Origin of the sequence: Providencia sp. PROV255, from assembly GCF_028478065.1 — a bacterium.
Lineage (GTDB): Bacteria > Pseudomonadota > Gammaproteobacteria > Enterobacterales > Enterobacteriaceae > Providencia > Providencia rettgeri.
The window spans coordinates 20,273-36,889 of sequence record NZ_JAMPMI010000001.1 but is presented as its reverse complement, the minus strand read 5'-3'; the positions used below and the strand labels follow the sequence as shown (position 1 = coordinate 36,889).

The 16,617-nt window shown below is 41.6% G+C and carries 16 protein-coding genes; 15 read left to right on the top strand and 1 reads right to left on the bottom strand.

Features of this window, described 5'->3' with window-relative positions; all coding sequences use genetic code 11:
- Positions 1-95: 95 nt before the first annotated feature.
- The gene (map, locus tag PR725_RS00175; RefSeq protein ID WP_036957992.1) at positions 96-893 is read right to left on the bottom strand and encodes a type I methionyl aminopeptidase; all 798 of its coding nucleotides are present in this window, start codon (positions 891-893) and stop codon (positions 96-98) included.
- A gap of 651 nt (positions 894-1,544) precedes the next feature.
- Here map and rpsB point away from each other — a divergent pair.
- From rpsB to rnhB, 15 genes are all read left to right on the top strand, one after another.
- On the top strand, positions 1,545-2,270 hold the full coding sequence (rpsB, locus tag PR725_RS00170) for a 30S ribosomal protein S2 (protein ID WP_004908759.1): 726 nt from the start codon (positions 1,545-1,547) through the stop codon (positions 2,268-2,270).
- 142 nt (positions 2,271-2,412) lie between these two features.
- Positions 2,413-3,264 carry a translation elongation factor Ts gene (gene tsf / locus PR725_RS00165; protein WP_004908761.1) on the top strand — a complete coding sequence of 284 codons (852 nt, stop codon included), beginning with the start codon at positions 2,413-2,415 and terminating at the stop codon, positions 3,262-3,264.
- 190 nt (positions 3,265-3,454) lie between these two features.
- Entirely contained in the window at positions 3,455-4,183 is a 729-nt protein-coding gene (gene pyrH / locus PR725_RS00160) for a UMP kinase (RefSeq protein WP_004257499.1), read from the top strand.
- A gap of 107 nt (positions 4,184-4,290) precedes the next feature.
- Positions 4,291-4,848 carry a ribosome recycling factor gene (gene frr, locus PR725_RS00155; protein ID WP_109911800.1) on the top strand — a complete coding sequence of 186 codons (558 nt, stop codon included), beginning with the start codon at positions 4,291-4,293 and terminating at the stop codon, positions 4,846-4,848.
- Between the two features lie 147 nt (positions 4,849-4,995).
- Positions 4,996-6,189: a 1-deoxy-D-xylulose-5-phosphate reductoisomerase gene (gene ispC, locus PR725_RS00150; RefSeq protein WP_272567014.1), complete on the top strand. Its 1,194-nt coding sequence runs from the start codon at positions 4,996-4,998 to the stop codon at positions 6,187-6,189.
- Between the two features lie 186 nt (positions 6,190-6,375).
- On the top strand, positions 6,376-7,131 hold the full coding sequence (gene uppS / locus PR725_RS00145) for a polyprenyl diphosphate synthase (RefSeq protein ID WP_109911801.1): 756 nt from the start codon (positions 6,376-6,378) through the stop codon (positions 7,129-7,131).
- Between the two features lie 9 nt (positions 7,132-7,140).
- Positions 7,141-8,001, top strand: a complete 861-nt coding sequence (gene cdsA, locus PR725_RS00140) for a phosphatidate cytidylyltransferase (RefSeq protein WP_004908774.1) — start codon at positions 7,141-7,143, stop codon at positions 7,999-8,001.
- Positions 8,002-8,009: 8 nt separating this feature from the next.
- Positions 8,010-9,362 carry a sigma E protease regulator RseP gene (gene rseP / locus PR725_RS00135; RefSeq protein ID WP_272567011.1) on the top strand — a complete coding sequence of 451 codons (1,353 nt, stop codon included), beginning with the start codon at positions 8,010-8,012 and terminating at the stop codon, positions 9,360-9,362.
- Between the two features lie 42 nt (positions 9,363-9,404).
- Positions 9,405-11,819 carry an outer membrane protein assembly factor BamA gene (gene bamA / locus PR725_RS00130; RefSeq protein ID WP_109911803.1) on the top strand — a complete coding sequence of 805 codons (2,415 nt, stop codon included), beginning with the start codon at positions 9,405-9,407 and terminating at the stop codon, positions 11,817-11,819.
- 89 nt (positions 11,820-11,908) lie between these two features.
- On the top strand, positions 11,909-12,403 hold the full coding sequence (gene skp / locus PR725_RS00125) for a molecular chaperone Skp (protein WP_004908780.1): 495 nt from the start codon (positions 11,909-11,911) through the stop codon (positions 12,401-12,403).
- Positions 12,404-12,406: 3 nt separating this feature from the next.
- Complete coding sequence (lpxD, locus tag PR725_RS00120) at positions 12,407-13,444, top strand: UDP-3-O-(3-hydroxymyristoyl)glucosamine N-acyltransferase (protein WP_109911804.1); 1,038 nt, start codon at positions 12,407-12,409, stop codon at positions 13,442-13,444.
- 129 nt (positions 13,445-13,573) lie between these two features.
- Positions 13,574-14,026 carry a 3-hydroxyacyl-ACP dehydratase FabZ gene (fabZ, locus tag PR725_RS00115; protein ID WP_004257450.1) on the top strand — a complete coding sequence of 151 codons (453 nt, stop codon included), beginning with the start codon at positions 13,574-13,576 and terminating at the stop codon, positions 14,024-14,026.
- Position 14,027: 1 nt separating this feature from the next.
- The gene (lpxA, locus tag PR725_RS00110; RefSeq protein ID WP_004908785.1) at positions 14,028-14,825 is read left to right on the top strand and encodes an acyl-ACP--UDP-N-acetylglucosamine O-acyltransferase; all 798 of its coding nucleotides are present in this window, start codon (positions 14,028-14,030) and stop codon (positions 14,823-14,825) included.
- A gap of 44 nt (positions 14,826-14,869) precedes the next feature.
- A complete protein-coding gene (gene lpxB, locus PR725_RS00105) occupies positions 14,870-16,021 on the top strand; it encodes a lipid-A-disaccharide synthase (protein WP_109911806.1) in 1,152 nt (383 codons plus the stop codon).
- Positions 16,021-16,614: a ribonuclease HII gene (gene rnhB / locus PR725_RS00100; protein ID WP_109911807.1), complete on the top strand. Its 594-nt coding sequence runs from the start codon at positions 16,021-16,023 to the stop codon at positions 16,612-16,614. Before lpxB ends, rnhB begins: the two co-directional genes overlap by 1 nt.
- Positions 16,615-16,617: the final 3 nt, after the last annotated feature.

Genomic DNA, 16,617 nt, shown 5'->3' with positions numbered 1-16,617 from the left:
TATTGATAGCAATAGGGGTTAGCTACCAGCTTACGGTTTTTTGATAAAAATGAACAGAGGAAGAGCCTTCGGTTAGGAAGGCTCTACAGAGAAGATTATTCGTTAACTAATACCGCAGAGATAAATGGTTCTTCTTCTTTACGCAGTGTGAGGATTTCACAGCCGTTATCCGTCACAACTAACGTATGTTCATATTGGGCAGACCAGCCGCGGTCTTTGGTTTTTACTGTCCAACCATCTTTCATGGTACGAATACGGTGATCGCCTGTATTGACCATAGGCTCAATGGTAAAAGTCATCCCTTTTTGCAGGACTACGCCACTGTCGTCAGCGTCGTAGTGTAGAACTTGTGGTTCTTCATGAAAACCTTGGCCAATGCCGTGGCCGCAATATTCACGCACAACAGAGAAATCTTGTTTTTCGACAAATTCTTGAATGGCTTTACCCAAAGTTCGTAAGCGAATACCCGGTTTAACCATACGAATTGCCAAATACAAGCTGTCTAGTGTGACTTGGCAAAGGCGCTCACCTTGAATCGTCGGTTTACCAACGATAAACATTTTGGAGGTATCGCCATGGAAGCCATCTTTGATGACGGTAACATCAATATTGACAATATCGCCATCTTTCAAAATTTTATCATCACTAGGAATGCCGTGGCAGATGACATCATTGACGGATATACAAACTGATTTAGGAAAACCGTGATAATTCAGGCACGCAGGGATAGCTTGCTGTACGTCAACAATATGTTGATGACATAGGCGATCTAATTCACCTGTACTAACTCCCGGCACAACGTGCGGAGCAATCATTTCTAATACTTCTGCGGCTAAGCGGCCAGCAACGCGCATTTTCTGAATATCTTCTTCAGTTTTGATAATAATAGCCATGAGTGTAGTCCATTCATGCCAACATTGATTAAAGGCATGTTAAAAAAGAGGGGTAAAAATAGGGAGCCCATTTTACATCGATGAGACATATGGTAACAGCCACCGCATTTTCTGCCAACTAGCTATCGAACGGATTCGAAAGTCGAAGTTACTTTATAGTAGATAAGGAAAGGAGCAGAGCTTGTTCATTTTGAGCTTTTAACAGCACAAAATGCAAAGTAATAATGAAGGTCATCTAGAAGGCATTGCAAAAATAAGGCTTTTTTATCTTGCCAAATAGTGTCTATAATTGAGCTGAGCAATGGTTAAATATTGCTCAGCTCAATAGCTTTAAATCAAATCTACTTTTAGGCACTTTTGTGAGCGAAAAAAACAACAAAAGTTGGCTTCTAAGTTGGTTTTATGGTATAAAGCGCGCCGGCAATCCATATTATTTCTTATCACCATCATCGAAATGTCATTTTATGGCGTCAAGATGAGGCCACTGATAAAATATTGGATGTGCGAAACTTAAAACTCAATTGTGTAATAACACACACAAATCGACACGTGCACCGGGGTGCTCTTATGCGTTTTTTAACGCAGCTTTGGAGTCGGTAGCATGGGATTTGTGGAGGCATAACCCCAATTACTTAAATACAGAGGTATTAAATGGCAACTGTTTCCATGCGCGATATGTTACAAGCAGGCGTACACTTTGGTCACCAGACTCGTTACTGGAACCCAAAAATGAAACCTTTCATTTTCGGTGCGCGTAATAAAGTTCATATCATCAACCTGGAAAAAACTGTTCCAATGTTCAACGAAGCTCTGGCTGAGTTGACTAAAATTGCTTCTCGTAAAGGCAAAATTCTGTTTGTCGGTACTAAACGTGCTGCAAGCGAAGCCGTTCAAGAAGCTGCTAACAGCTGTGATCAGTATTTCGTTAACCACCGTTGGTTAGGCGGAATGTTGACTAACTGGAAAACCGTTCGTCAGTCAATCAAACGTCTGAAAGATTTAGAAATTCAATCACAAGACGGTACTTTTGACAAACTGACTAAGAAAGAAGCGCTGATGCGTACTCGTGAACTTGGTAAGTTAGAAAACAGCTTAGGCGGTATCAAAGATATGGGCGGTTTACCTGACGCTCTGTTCGTTATCGATGCAGACCACGAACACATTGCTATCAAAGAAGCAAACAACCTGGGTATCCCAGTATTTGCTATCGTTGATACTAACTCTGATCCAGACGGTATCGACTTCGTTATCCCTGGTAACGATGATGCAATCCGTGCAATCAAACTGTATCTGGGCGCTGTAGCAAGCACCGTTCGTGAAGGTCGTTCACAAGATCTGGCTGTTCAAGCAGAAGAAAGCTTAGTAGAAGCTGAATAATAAGGCTCAAACCCTTATTTAGGTATTGCTATACAGGTACTGCTATATGTTAGAAGGGGCCTGATTTAGGCCCCTTTTATATATGAATCAGAACTATCCACGTGGGGAAGACTCCCACGGGGAATATCGAGGAATAAATCACATGTCTGGAATTACCGCTGCATTGGTAAAAGAACTGCGCGAACGTACTGGCGCAGGTATGATGGAATGTAAAAAAGCACTTGTTGAAGCTAATGGCGACATCGAATTAGCGATTGATAACATGCGTAAATCAGGTCAAGCAAAAGCGGCTAAAAAAGCAGGTCGCGTTGCAGCTGAAGGTGTTATCCTGACGGAAGTTTTCAACGGTGGTAAAACAGGTGCTCTGGTTGAGCTGAACTGTGAAACTGACTTCGTTGCTAAAGATGCAGGTTTCTTAGCATTCGGTAAAGAAGTTTTAGCTTCTGTTGTCGCTGACAAAAATGCTGACATCGATGCACTGAAAGCAAAATTCGAAGAAGCTCGTACAACATTAGTTGCGAAAATTGGTGAGAACATCAATATTCGTCGCGTTGCTATTCTGGAAGGCGCACAAGTAGGTAGCTACCTGCACGGTGCTCGTATTGGTGTTTTAGTTGCGGCTGAAGGCGCTGACGAAGAGTTACTGAAACACATCGCTATGCATATCGCTGCAAGCAAACCTGAATATGTAACTCCAGATGATGTTCCTGCTGATGTTGTTGCTCACGAGCATCAAATTCAGTTAGACATCGCAATGCAATCTGGTAAACCACGCGAAATCGCTGAAAAAATGGTTATCGGTCGCATGAACAAATTCACAGGCGAAATCTCTCTGACTGGCCAGCCTTTCGTAATGGACCCAAGCAAATCTGTTGGTGACTTACTGAAAGAGAAAGGTGCTACTGTTTCTGGTTTCCTTCGTTTCGAAGTAGGTGAAGGTATCGAGAAAGTTGAAACTGACTTTGCAGCAGAAGTTGCTGCAATGAGCAAGTAATCAACTAAGGGCCGCCAATTGGCGGCTCTGTTTTATATACGTATATTCCCCGGATGTTAGCGTCATCGGCATACGCTAGAATTTGTGTGTATAAAAAAATTATATTTAAATTAATTAAAAATTTTAGGTACGTAGAACCGTGTGATTCTACGTGTGTTACCCCAATAAATATCTGTTAGGACAGAACACCATGGCAACCAATGCAAAACCCGTTTATCAGCGTATTCTGCTTAAATTAAGTGGCGAAGCCTTACAAGGCGCAGAAGGTTTTGGTATCGATGCTAGCGTTTTAGATCGTATGGCTCAGGAAATTAAAGAACTCATAGAACTGGGTATACAGGTCGGTGTGGTTATTGGCGGTGGTAACCTGTTTCGTGGTGCTGGTTTGGCACAAGCTGGCATGAACCGTGTTGTCGGAGACCACATGGGAATGCTAGCAACGGTGATGAACGGACTCGCGATGCGTGATGCATTACATCGCGCCTATGTGAATGCAAGACTGATGTCTGCGATCCCACTTAACGGTGTCTGTGATAACTATAGCTGGGCAGAGGCCATTAGCTTGTTACGTCACGGCCGCGTTGTTATTTTTTCGGCAGGAACAGGAAACCCATTCTTTACAACAGACTCCGCTGCGTGCCTACGTGGTATTGAAATTGAAGCGGATGTTGTGTTAAAAGCAACAAAAGTTGATGGTGTTTATTCAGCAGACCCTGCTAAAGACCCTGACGCAGTTCTTTATGAAAATCTGAGCTACCAAGAAGTGTTGGAACGTGAACTTAAAGTGATGGACTTAGCAGCATTCACATTAGCACGTGACCATAACTTACCGATTCGTGTATTCAATATGAATAAACCGGGCGCTTTACGACGCGTTGTTATGGGCGAAAATGAAGGAACTCTGATTTCTCACAATTAATACTCAGAGACATGACCTGAGTTTAAATGTATTATCTAATATAAATTCAGACAATTTAAGCGAGGTCGCATGCGGCCTTTAATAACCAGTTCTTAAGGGTTGAAAACGTGATTAACGAAATCCAAAAAGATGCTCAAGACCGTATGGAAAAGAGCCTTGAAGCATTCAAAAACCAAATTAGTAAAGTTCGCACAGGCCGTGCATCTCCAAGCCTATTAGATGGCATTACTGTTGAGTACTACGGTTCAGCGACACCTTTGCGCCAATTAGCTAACGTCACTGTTGAAGATTCACGGACATTAGCTATTTCGGTTTTTGACCGTAGCATGTCACCAGCGATTGAAAAAGCAATCATGGCATCAGATTTGGGCCTGAACCCGTCATCAGCGGGTACTGTTATCCGTGTTCCACTTCCTCCATTAACGGAAGAACGTCGTAAAGACTTAATTAAAGTGGTCCGTGGTGAGGCAGAGCAAGGTCGTATCGCAGTTCGTAACGTTCGCCGTGACGCTAACGACAAAGTCAAAGCGTTACTGAAAGATAAAGAAATCAGTGAAGATGACGAACGTCGTTCACAAGATGATATCCAAAAACTGACTGATAGCTACATCAAGAAAGTTGATGAAGCATTAGCGCAAAAAGAAGCAGAGTTGATGGAATTTTAATCCATCATAATAATAAAGCCACCAATGCAGACGGTAAAAGTGTGCGTTAGCGTGGCTTTATTATTTTTCAAGTTTATTAAAAAATCCTTTCTAACCTCTAAGCTGATATAATCTCAGTATTGAATTAATACAGAGTACTCAATCACTATGAAACGTCTGACAATCCTAGGTTCTACAGGCTCAATTGGTACAAATACACTTTCTGTTGTTCGCCAAAATCCCGAAAAATTTCAAATTGTTGCTTTAGTGGCAGGAAAAAATGTCACTGAAATGGCGAAACAGTGCCTTGAGTTTAATCCGAAATATGTCTCAATGGCGGATGAATTATCAGCAAAAGCCTTAAAAACTATTTTGATTGAGAATAACTGCAAGACTGAGGTTTTGTCAGGAAAACAAGCGGCTATTGACCTTGCGGGCCTTGATGATGCCGACCAAGTTATGTCATCAATTACCGGAGTTGCCGGTTTACTTCCTACCTTGGCTGCAATACGTAAAGGTAAAAGAATATTATTAGCGAATAAAGAGTCTTTAATTACCAGTGGCCGTTTATTCTTTAATGAGATTCGTAAGCACAATGCAACCGTATTTCCTATTGATAGCGAGCATAATGCTATTTTCCAAAGTTTACCGGAAATTATTCAACGCAATTTAGGCTTTGCTGATTTATCAGCCTCGGGTATTTCAAGTATTGTTTTGACCGGTTCTGGCGGGCCTTTTAGGGATACACCATTATCGCATTTTGATAACGTGACACCTGATGAAGCATGTAACCATCCAAATTGGTCAATGGGACGAAAAATATCAGTTGATTCAGCGACAATGATGAATAAAGGTCTAGAATATATTGAGGCTTGCTACTTTTTTAATGCGAATGCTGAGCAGATGGAAGTAATTATCCATCCTCAATCGGTTATTCATTCTATGGTTCGGTATAAAGATGGCAGCGTGATAGCACAACTGGGTACGCCTGATATGCGCACTCCGATTTCATATAGCATGGCTTATCCTCAACGTATCATATCTGGTGCAAAACCTCTTGATTTTGCAACGCTTTCATCATTAACGTTTGTTCAGCCTGACTACCAACGCTATCCTTGCTTGAAGCTCGCAATCGATGCCTGCCACCAAGGGCAAGCCGCTACAACCGCGCTTAATGGTGCAAATGAAGTGACTGTTGCGGCCTTTCTTGAAGGCAAAATACGCTTTACGGATATAGCAAAAATTAACCACAGTGTATTAGATAGCCAAGTTTTTTCTGAACCTGTTTCAATTGAAGAGGTCTTAGAAATCGACGAGCGAGCACGTAAAAATGCAGAAAAAATAATCGCTCAGACAATTTAACGCTGGTATGTGTTTTATTTAGTTGCTGATAGCCATAATAACTCTTTAATATGTGACGTGTTTAAAAAAAGAAAAATAACATAGCACTACTTTGAGAATTAAGGATGTGTCTTATCAGCAAATTCAATAATAGTAGTTATTATTGGTCTGTATACTCAAAGTGGTACTCACAAGGATTAATATTTAATGAACTCTAGTGGTGAAAATCTCTCTGATTCAATGATGCCTAAGCATGTTGCTATCATTATGGATGGTAATGGTCGATGGGCTAAGCAAAGAGGGAAACTCAGAATTACAGGTCATAAGGCAGGTGTTGAATCTGTCCGTAATTCGGTGCGTTTTGCGGTGAAAAATAAAATTAGTTCGCTCACATTGTATGCATTTAGCAGTGAAAACTGGAGACGACCAGAGAAAGAAGTGAGTTCTCTAATGGAACTATTTGTTTTTGCTCTTGATAATGAAGTTAAAAACCTGCATAAAAACAATGTCAAACTAAAAGTCATTGGTGATATTAGTCGTTTTAGTGAACGCCTCAGAAAAAGAATTGATAAGGCAGAAGCATTAACGCAAAACAACACTGGGCTAAAACTGAATATAGCCGCGAACTATGGTGGTCGCTGGGACATCAGTAACAGTGTAAAACAAGTATTTGCAAAGGTACAAAGTGGTGAACTTTCTATTGATGACATCAATGAAGAAAATATTAATGACCATATTTGTATGCATGATCAAGAAAATGTCGATTTAGTCATTAGAACCGGTGGGGAGCATCGCATTAGCAACTTCCTATTATGGCAAGTCGCTTATGCGGAATTTTATTTCACCAACGTTTTGTGGCCAGATTTTGATGAAATGGTGTTTCAGAGTGCAGTTGATGCTTTTAGTAAGCGTGAGCGCCGTTATGGTGGAGCTGAATCAGATGATGAACTGGGCAAGGAATAGGGGATAGATGTGCTGAAATATCGTTTACTTACTGCGATAGTCTTAATACCGATTGTTATAGCAGCTCTGTTTTTACTTTCCCCAGCAAATTTTGGGCTTGTCGTAATTGCGGTTTGTGCTTTAGGAGCTTGGGAATGGGCACAATTTGTCGGCTGGCATTCACAAGCTAAACGTGTCGGGTTGGCGGTTGTTTTTGCAGCAATATTACTTGCAATGCAATTTTCTATCTCCAATATAAACCAGTTCTCCTCTGAGCCTATGGTTTTGTATGGCCTGTGGGCAGGTCTTATTTGGTGGGTAATAGCGATTATTTTAGTTGTTACCTACCCAGCATCGGCTTCTTGGGGTAAATCAGCAATTATCCGGTTGTTATTTGGCGTGTTAACGATTATTCCATTTTATTGTGGAATGATGGTTTTAAGAACTGTGGGTTATCAAAGTGATACATTCTTCGGTGCTTGGTGGTTACTGTATGTCATGTTGCTAGTTTGGGGGGCAGATTCAGGTGCCTATGCATTTGGTCGTACTATCGGACGCAACAAAATGGCACCTAAGGTATCTCCTGGTAAAACGTGGGAAGGCTTAGTCGGTGGGCTGATAACAGCAGGGATTATCTCATGGTTATTTAGCGCCTTTGCGCCAATCCCTGTGATGCCTGATTATTTACTAGTGACTTCAATTATTGTTGTTGTAGTATCAGTATTTGGTGATTTGACCGAAAGTATGTTTAAGCGTCAATCAGGTATTAAAGATAGTAGCCACTTAATTCCAGGGCATGGCGGTATTTTGGATCGTATTGATAGCCTGACGGCAGCAATCCCTGTTTTTGCTGGGCTAAATTTGTTAATTTTTAACGGTTTTGGTCTTTAGGAAGATACATGGGATTTATTTGGAGTTTAGCTGCATTTATTATCGCGATAGGCGTGTTAATTACAGTACACGAGTTCGGTCACTACTGGGTTGCTCGTCGCTGTGGTGTTTATGTTGAGCGCTTCTCTATTGGCTTTGGCAAAACGTTATGGCGTAAAGTCGATAAACATGGCACTGAGTTCGTTTTAGCCATTATCCCGTTAGGGGGTTATGTCAAAATGCTTGATGAACGTGTTGGAGAGGTTGCTCCTGAGAGTCGTCATCAAGCGTTTAATAATAAAACAGTAGGTCAACGAGCTGCCATTATTAGTGCGGGGCCTATTGCGAACTTTTTATTGGCAATTGTTGTCTATTGGATTGTCTTTATGATTGGCGTTCCTTCTGTGAAGCCTGTCATTGAAGATGTAAAACCAGGTTCTATTGCGGCAATTGCAAATTTTGAATCAAAAATGGAACTAAAATCCATTGATGGCATCGAAACTCCTGATTGGAATTCAGTTCGCTTAGCATTGGTCGGCAAAATAGGTGACCACGAACTGACTGCACAAGTATTACCGAGTGGTTATAATGAACCGATGACAAAAACGGTTGATTTAACGACTTGGCAGTTTGATCCTGAGAAACAAGATCCAATTTTGTCGTTAGGGATAATGCCTGTTTCTGCAAAAATTGACCCTGTTATTCAAAAAGTCACAGAGGGGTTAGCTGGCGAACGAGCAGGTTTACAGAAAGGTGACAGAATAGTCAGTGTTAACGGGGAGGTATTAGGCCTTTGGAACCCAGTAACACTAATTATTCGTAATAACCCAGGTGTACCGTTAAAACTAGAAGTACAACGGTCGCAACAATTGGTTTCACTCACGTTGACTCCTGATAGCCAAGATGGACAACGTGGAGAGAAAATTGGATTTGCAGGCGTAGAACTTTCAGTGTTACCGTTAGCAGATGAATATAAAATGGTGCAGCAATATGGGCCATTCTCTGCGTTTTACCAAGCCAGTGATAAGACGTGGCAGTTAATGAAGTTGACGGTCAATATGATGGGTAAACTGGTTGTTGGGGATGTCAAACTCAATAACTTGAGCGGTCCGATATCTATCGCTAAAGGTGCGGGGGTATCCGCCGAGTCAGGCTTGGTATATTATTTGATGTTTATTGCGCTTATTAGCGTCAATTTAGGTATCATCAATCTGTTTCCATTGCCTGTTTTAGATGGGGGGCACTTGCTCTTCTTATTAATTGAAAAAATTAAAGGAAGTCCAGTGTCTGAGCGAGTACAAGACTTTAGTTTTCGGATAGGTGCAATGGCATTGATTCTGTTAATGGGACTTGCACTTTTTAATGATTTCTCTCGCTTCTAATTTTTATAAGCTGGGGACCAGTAAGGAATACGCATAACAACGATGGCGATGAAAAAGTTGCTCATAGCGTCGCTGCTTTTCGGCAGCGCCACTGCATACGGTTCAGACGGATTCGTAGTTAAAGACATTCGTTTCGAAGGTCTACAACGCGTCGCCGTTGGTGCAGCATTATTGAACATGCCAGTTAGGGTTGGCGATTCAGTTGATAACGATGATATCAGCCGTTCGATCCGTTCCCTATTTTCAACCGGTAACTTCGAAGATGTTAGGGTCCTGCGTGATGGAAACACGCTGATCGTTCAAGTTAAAGAGCGGCCAACGATTGCCAGTATCACCTTTACAGGTAATAAGTCTGTTAAAGATGATATGCTCAAGCAGAACTTGGAAGCTTCAAATATCCGCGTTGGTGAGGCACTTGACCGCACGACAATTGCGAATATCGAAAAAGGTTTAGAAGACTTTTACTATAGCGTTGGTAAATATAATGCAACAGTAAAAGCTGTTGTGACACCTTTACCACGTAACCGTGTGGATTTAAAATTTGTTTTCTCTGAAGGTGTTTCAGCTCAAATTCAGCAAATTAATATTGTAGGTAATAAAAATTACACTACAGCAGAATTAGTTAATAAGCTGCAATTGCGTGATGATGTACCTTGGTGGAACCTTGCTGCTGACCAAAAATACCAGAAGCAAAAACTGGCGGGTGACTTAGAAACTCTGCGCAGTTTTTATCTTGACCGCGGTTATGCACGTTTTAACATTGACTCCACGCAAGTCAGTCTGACCCCAGACAAAAAAGGCATTTATATTACGATTAACATTACTGAAGGCGACCAATACAAAATATCGGGTGTCGAAGTTAATGGTAATACTGCAGATCACTTAACTGAAATCCAAGAACTTATCACTATCACACCGGGAGAGTTATATAACGGTGCTCAAGTGACAAGCATGGAAAACAAAATCAAAGATATGTTTGGCCGCTATGGTTATGCATATCCTCGAGTAATGACACAGCCTGAAATCAACGATGCAGATAAAACCGTGAAATTGCATTTAAATATTGATGCAGGTAACCGTTTCTATGTGCGTGAAATTCGTTTCCAAGGCAATGACACCAGTAAAGACACCGTTTTGCGTCGTGAAATGCGCCAAATGGAAGGGGCATGGCTTGGAAATGACCTTGTTGAACTCGGTAAAGAGCGTCTGAATCGTACAGGTTATTTCGAAACTGTTGATGTTGAGACTCAACGTGTACCGGGCAGTCCTGACCAAGTAGATGTTATCTACAAGGTTAAAGAGCGTAATACAGGTTCAATGAACTTTGGTATCGGTTTTGGTACTGAAAGTGGTGTGAGTTTCCAAGTTGGGGTTACACAAGATAACTGGTTAGGTACAGGTAATGCGGTTGGTATTAACGCAAGTAAAAACGACTACTCAACTAACGTTGAATTCTCATTTACTGACCCGTATTTCACCGTGAATGGTGTGAGCTTAGGCGGTCGTATTTTCTATAACGACTTTAGTGCGAAAGATGCGGATCTATCTGGCTATAACAACAAAACGTATGGTCTAGACAGTTTCTTAAGCTTCCCGTTCAATGAAAATAACTCTTTCCGTGTTGGTGCGGGTTACGTTCATAACCGACTTTCAGATATGCGAGCTCAAGCTGCGATGTGGGATTACCTCGACTCTATGGGGAAAAATCCACCAGTTACAGAAAATGGGCGTAATAAAGAAAGTTTTGATGCGGATGACTTTACGCTTAACTTAGGTTGGACTTATAACTCGTTAAACCGTGGTTTCTTCCCAACATCGGGTAATAAAACGAACGTATCGGGTAAAGTAACAATACCTGGCTCTGATAACGAATACTATAAACTGCGCTTTGATACCGCACAGTATTACCCACTGGATGAAGACCAAACTTGGGTAGTTCTGGGGCGTGCACAAGCAGGTTATGGTGATGGTATTGGCAGTAAGCAAATGCCATTCTATGAAAACTTCTATGCGGGTGGTTCAAGTACCATTCGTGGTTTCCGTTCGAATAATATCGGTCCAAAAGCGGTTTACTTGAAGAGAATTAATGGTGTGGATGGCCCTGAGCCAGGAAGCCCATCAAGTGATGCGGTCGGTGGTAATGCGATGTACGCAGCATCATTTGAATTAATCACTCCGACTCCATTTATTGACGAGAAATATTCGAACTCAGTTCGTACGTCTCTGTTCGTTGATGCGGGTACGGTATGGGATACTAATTGGAACAGTATCAATGCTGATTGGCGTAAAGGTATGCCTGACTACGGTAAGGCAACTAACGTCCGTGCTTCTGCTGGTGTTGCTTTACAATGGATGTCCCCTCTTGGACCACTGGTCTTCTCTTATGCGCAGCCGATTAAGGACTACGAAGGGGATAAATCAGAACAGTTCCAATTTAATATTGGTAGAACGTGGTAAGCTATTCCAGTTTCTACTTATGATGACTCCCATAATTTTATGGGAGCAACCAAAATTTCCAGCCATACGTATGGGTTAAGGAGTTTAGTGTGAAAAAATTGTTGTGTGCAGCGGGTGTGAGTATTGCTTTAGCAATGTCTGCGGGTGCTTATGCTGAGAAAATCGCTATCGTCAATGTTGGTGAAATTTTCCAAAATATGCCTGCGCGTGAAGCCGTTGCTAAACAGCTTGAAAGTGAATTCAAAAGCCGTGCGACTGAGTTACAAAATCTAGAAAAAGATTTGCAAACTCGTGTTGAAAAATTGCGCCGTGATGGTGCAACGATGAAGCAAAGTGAGCGCGAAAAGCTTGAATCTGAACTCATGACTAAACGTGATCAATTCGCTGAAAAAGCTCAAAAATTTGAAGAAGACAACCGTCGTCGTCAAGGTGAAGAGCGTACTAAAATTTTAACTCGTATTCAGAACTCTATTAAGTCTGTTGCCGCTAAAGAAGGCTATGATGTCGTTATCGATGCAAATGCAGTTGCCTATGCAAAAGATAGCGTTGACATTACAAGTCAGGTTCAAAAACAGGTTAAATAATAGATGTCTTCAATTCGATTGGCTGACCTTGCTCAGCAGTTGAATGCGCAATTACACGGTGATGGTGATATTACCATCACCGGTATTGCTCCAATGCATTCAGCGAATAATCAACAGATTACTTTTTTATCTGACAGCCGTTATAGTGACAAATTGGCCGATTGCCAAGCTGCAGCGGTGGTTCTCACAGCAAAAGATCTCGAAGCATGTAAAGTAGCTGCACTGGTAGTGGATAACCCATACCTTGCTTATGCACGCATGGCTCAAATTATGGATACAACGCCAAGTCCGGCTGAAGATATCCACGCATCAGCGGTAATTGCTGATGATGCAAAACTCGGTAAGAATGTCGCAATTGGCGCAAATGCTGTTATCGAAAGTGGTGTTGAACTTGGCGATAATGTGGTGATTGGCGCAGGTTGTTTTGTGGGTAAAAATACACGCATAGGTACAGGGACCCGTTTATGGGCAAATGTCAGCGTGTACCACAATATCGAAATTGGTACACATTGTTTAATTCAATCTGGCACTGTGATTGGTTCAGATGGCTTCGGTTATGCAAATGATCGTGGTAATTGGATCAAAATTCCTCAGTTAGGCACAGTGATCATCGGCGATCGTGTTGAGATCGGTGCAAGCACAACGATTGATCGCGGTGCGTTAGATAACACTGTGATTGGTAATGGGGTTATTATCGATAACCAATGCCAAATTGCACACAATGTCATAATTGGTGATAATACCGCAGTTGCTGGCGGAGTTATCATGGCTGGTAGTTTAAAAATCGGTCGTTACTGCATGATTGGTGGGGCTAGCGTCATCAACGGTCATATGGAAATTTGCGATAAGGTCACAGTAACAGGAATGGGTATGGTCATGAGGCCTATCACTGAACCGGGAGTATATTCTTCAGGAATTCCTTTACAGCCTAATAAAGCTTGGCGTAAAACAGCTGCTTTAGTCTTAAGTATCAATGAGATGAATAAGAGACTGAAACACGTTGAGCGTGAATTAGATAGCCAAAATCAAAAAAATCAGTAATCATTTTGTAATTCAGGCTAAAATAGTTATCTGAGTTACGTTTTCCGGCCTGCCAGTTAACCTAATTTATGGGTTAAAGCAGGCCGATTCATTAATTAAACCGTATTAATAGACAGGAAGAGTATTTCGATGAGTGATAATCATACTCTGAATATAGAAGAAATCTTAGAACTGCTTCCACACCGTTACCCATTCCTTTTGGTTGACCGTGTATTAGATTTTGAAAAAGGCAAATCATTGCGTGCAGTGAAAAATGTGTCATTTAATGAGCCATTTTTCCAAGGGCACTTTCCAAGCAAACCCATTTTTCCTGGCGTATTAATTTTAGAAGCCATGGCACAAGCGACTGGGATCCTTGCGTTTAAAAGCGTTGGAAAATTAGAGCCTGGTGAGTTGTACTATTTTGCAGCGATAGACAATGCGCGTTTTAAACGTCCTGTTCTACCAGGAGACCAAATGGTCTTAGAAGTAGAATTTATTAAAGAACGTCGCGGAGTTGCACGTTTTAAAGGTGTTGCTAAAGTTGATGGAGAAGTGGCCTGCGAAGCAGAAATGATGTGCGCCCGTCGCCGTGAGGTCTGATATGATTGATAATACAGCCTATATTCATCCATCCTCTATCGTAGAAGATGGAGCTATCATCGGTGCCAATGTTCGTATTGGCCCTTTTTGTTATATTGGCGCGAATGTCGAAATTGGCGAAGGTACTGAGTTGAAATCTCATGTTGTCGTTAATGGCCATACAAAAATAGGCCGTGACAATGTGATTTTCCAGTTCGCTTCCATTGGTGAGATTAACCAAGATCTTAAATATCAAGGTGAACCAACACGAGTTGAAATCGGGGATAGAAACCGTATTCGTGAAAGCGTAACTATTCACCGTGGTACAGTTCAAGATGTTGGCCTGACAAAAGTGGGCAACGATAATTTACTGATGGTGAATGTGCATATTGCCCATGATTGTATCATTGGCAACCGTTGTATTATTGCAAATAACGGTACTTTAGGTGGCCATGTAACACTTGGTGATTATGCCATCATTGGTGGTATGACCGCAGTTCATCAATTTTGTAAAATTGGTGCTCATGTTATGGTCGGCGGTTGCTCTGGTGTTGCACAAGACGTGCCACCTTATGTTATTGCACAGGGTAACCACGCAACACCATTTGGTTTAAATCTTGAAGGTTTAAAACGCCGTGGTTTTGAAAAAGAATCACTACATGCTATTCGTAATGCATACAAGGTGTTATATCGTTCAGGTAAATCATTAGAAGAAGCACGTGAAGAAATCGCGGAAGCGGCAAAAGCCAATGAACACGTTAAAGTGTTTAGTGATTTCTTAGAGGATTCAGCACAGTCTAAACGTGGTATTATTCGTTAATCTAGTATTAATGAATCTGGGCCTTTAATAAGGAGCGAATTTCGGTGAATAATAGCCGCCCACTTACTATTGGCCTTGTTGCCGGAGAAACATCTGGTGATATTCTCGGTGCTGGGCTTATCCGTGCACTTAAAGAGCAAATACCAGATGCTCGCTTTGTTGGTGTTGCTGGTCCATTAATGCAAGCGGAAGGTTGTGAAGCTTGGTATGAAATGGAAGAGCTTGCTGTCATGGGCATTGTTGAAGTCCTTGGCCGTCTACCTCGGCTATTATCCATTCGTAAGGATTTAACCCAGCGTTTTACTGAACTACAGCCGGATGTTTTTGTTGGGATTGATGCCCCTGATTTTAATATTACCCTAGAGGGGCGCTTAAAATCGAAAGGTATCAAAACCATTCATTACGTTAGCCCATCAGTTTGGGCATGGCGCCAGAAGCGGGTATTTAAAATTGGTCGTTCAACAAATTTAGTATTAGCTTTTTTACCTTTTGAAAAAGCATTTTACGACCGTTTTAATGTTCCTTGCCGTTTTATCGGGCATACAATGGCGGATGCCATTCCATTACATCCTGATAAACAAGCCGCTCGACATCGGCTGAATATTCCTGAGCATGTTAAATGTTTGGCTTTACTACCAGGAAGTCGTCATTCAGAAGTCGAAATGCTAAGCGCAGATTTTCTCAATACAGCGAAAATATTACAACGCAATATCCCTGGTTTACATATTGTGGTGCCGTTGGTGAATGAAAAACGCCGCCAGCAGTTTGATGAGATAAAAGAAAATACCGCACCTGAATTGCAAGTCCATATTTTAGATGGTCAGGCTCGTGATGCAATGATTGCAGCAGATGCGACTTTGTTAGCATCAGGAACAGCAGCACTTGAGTGTATGCTAACAAAATGCCCAATGGTGGTGGGGTATCGTATGAAACCTTTCACTTTCTGGTTAGCTAAACGGTTAGTGAAAACGCCGTATGTTTCTTTGCCTAATTTGTTAGCAGAAAAAGAAATTGTGAAGGAGTTACTACAAGAGGAATGCCAGCCTGATAAACTCGCACAGCAGTTGCTTCCTCTCCTAGATGGTGGAGAACAGGTTGAAAACCTGAAACAAACTTTTTTACAATTACATCAGCTTATTCGTTGTGATGCAGATAAACAAGCTGCTGAAGCGGTATTAGATATGGTCAAAAATTAATGGAATTTATCTATCCAAAAGCAAATTTAATCGCTGGTGTTGATGAAGTGGGTCGAGGCCCGCTAGTTGGAGCTGTAGTGACCGCGGCAGTGATTCTTGATCCCAATAACCCAATTACAGGGCTGGCAGACTCAAAAAAACTCACCGAAAAAAAACGTGAGAAATTATTTGATGAAATCCAACAAAAAGCGCTGTGTTGGTGCATTGGTCGCGCAGAACCAGAAGAAATTGATAACATAAATATATTACATGCAACTATGTTAGCGATGCAGCGTGCCGTTGCGGGTTTATCTATTGTTCCTGAGTATGTTTTAATTGATGGCAACCGCTGTCCTAAATTGCCAATGCCTTCACAAGCAGTCATTAAAGGCGACAGCCTAGTACAAGAAATTAGTGCAGCATCCATTTTAGCTAAAGTGATTAGGGATAGGGAAATGGTCGAATTGGACAAAACCTTTCCTGAATATGGCTTTGCGAAGCATAAAGGCTACCCAACCGCGTATCATTTAGAAAAATTGGCGCAGTATGGTGCAACCGAATTCCATCGTAAAAGCTTTGCTCCAGTGAGAAGAGCTTTAGACAGCAATAAGTAGGTA

Bases quoted from the DNA above. Each gene is read 5' to 3' on its own strand.
- bamA (WP_109911803.1), top strand. From the start codon at position 9,405: ATGGCGATGAAAAAGTTGCTCATAGCGTCGCTGCTTTTCGGCAGCGCC.
- rseP (WP_272567011.1), top strand. From the start codon at position 8,010: ATGGGATTTATTTGGAGTTTAGCTGCATTTATTATCGCGATAGGCGTG.
- map (WP_036957992.1), bottom strand. From the start codon at position 893: ATGGCTATTATTATCAAAACTGAAGAAGATATTCAGAAAATGCGCGTT.
- rnhB (WP_109911807.1), top strand. From the start codon at position 16,021: ATGGAATTTATCTATCCAAAAGCAAATTTAATCGCTGGTGTTGATGAA.
- tsf (WP_004908761.1), top strand. From the start codon at position 2,413: ATGTCTGGAATTACCGCTGCATTGGTAAAAGAACTGCGCGAACGTACT.
- lpxA (WP_004908785.1), top strand. From the start codon at position 14,028: ATGATTGATAATACAGCCTATATTCATCCATCCTCTATCGTAGAAGAT.
- ispC (WP_272567014.1), top strand. From the start codon at position 4,996: ATGAAACGTCTGACAATCCTAGGTTCTACAGGCTCAATTGGTACAAAT.
- lpxD (WP_109911804.1), top strand. From the start codon at position 12,407: ATGTCTTCAATTCGATTGGCTGACCTTGCTCAGCAGTTGAATGCGCAA.
- fabZ (WP_004257450.1), top strand. From the start codon at position 13,574: ATGAGTGATAATCATACTCTGAATATAGAAGAAATCTTAGAACTGCTT.
- uppS (WP_109911801.1), top strand. From the start codon at position 6,376: ATGAACTCTAGTGGTGAAAATCTCTCTGATTCAATGATGCCTAAGCAT.
- pyrH (WP_004257499.1), top strand. From the start codon at position 3,455: ATGGCAACCAATGCAAAACCCGTTTATCAGCGTATTCTGCTTAAATTA.
- rpsB (WP_004908759.1), top strand. From the start codon at position 1,545: ATGGCAACTGTTTCCATGCGCGATATGTTACAAGCAGGCGTACACTTT.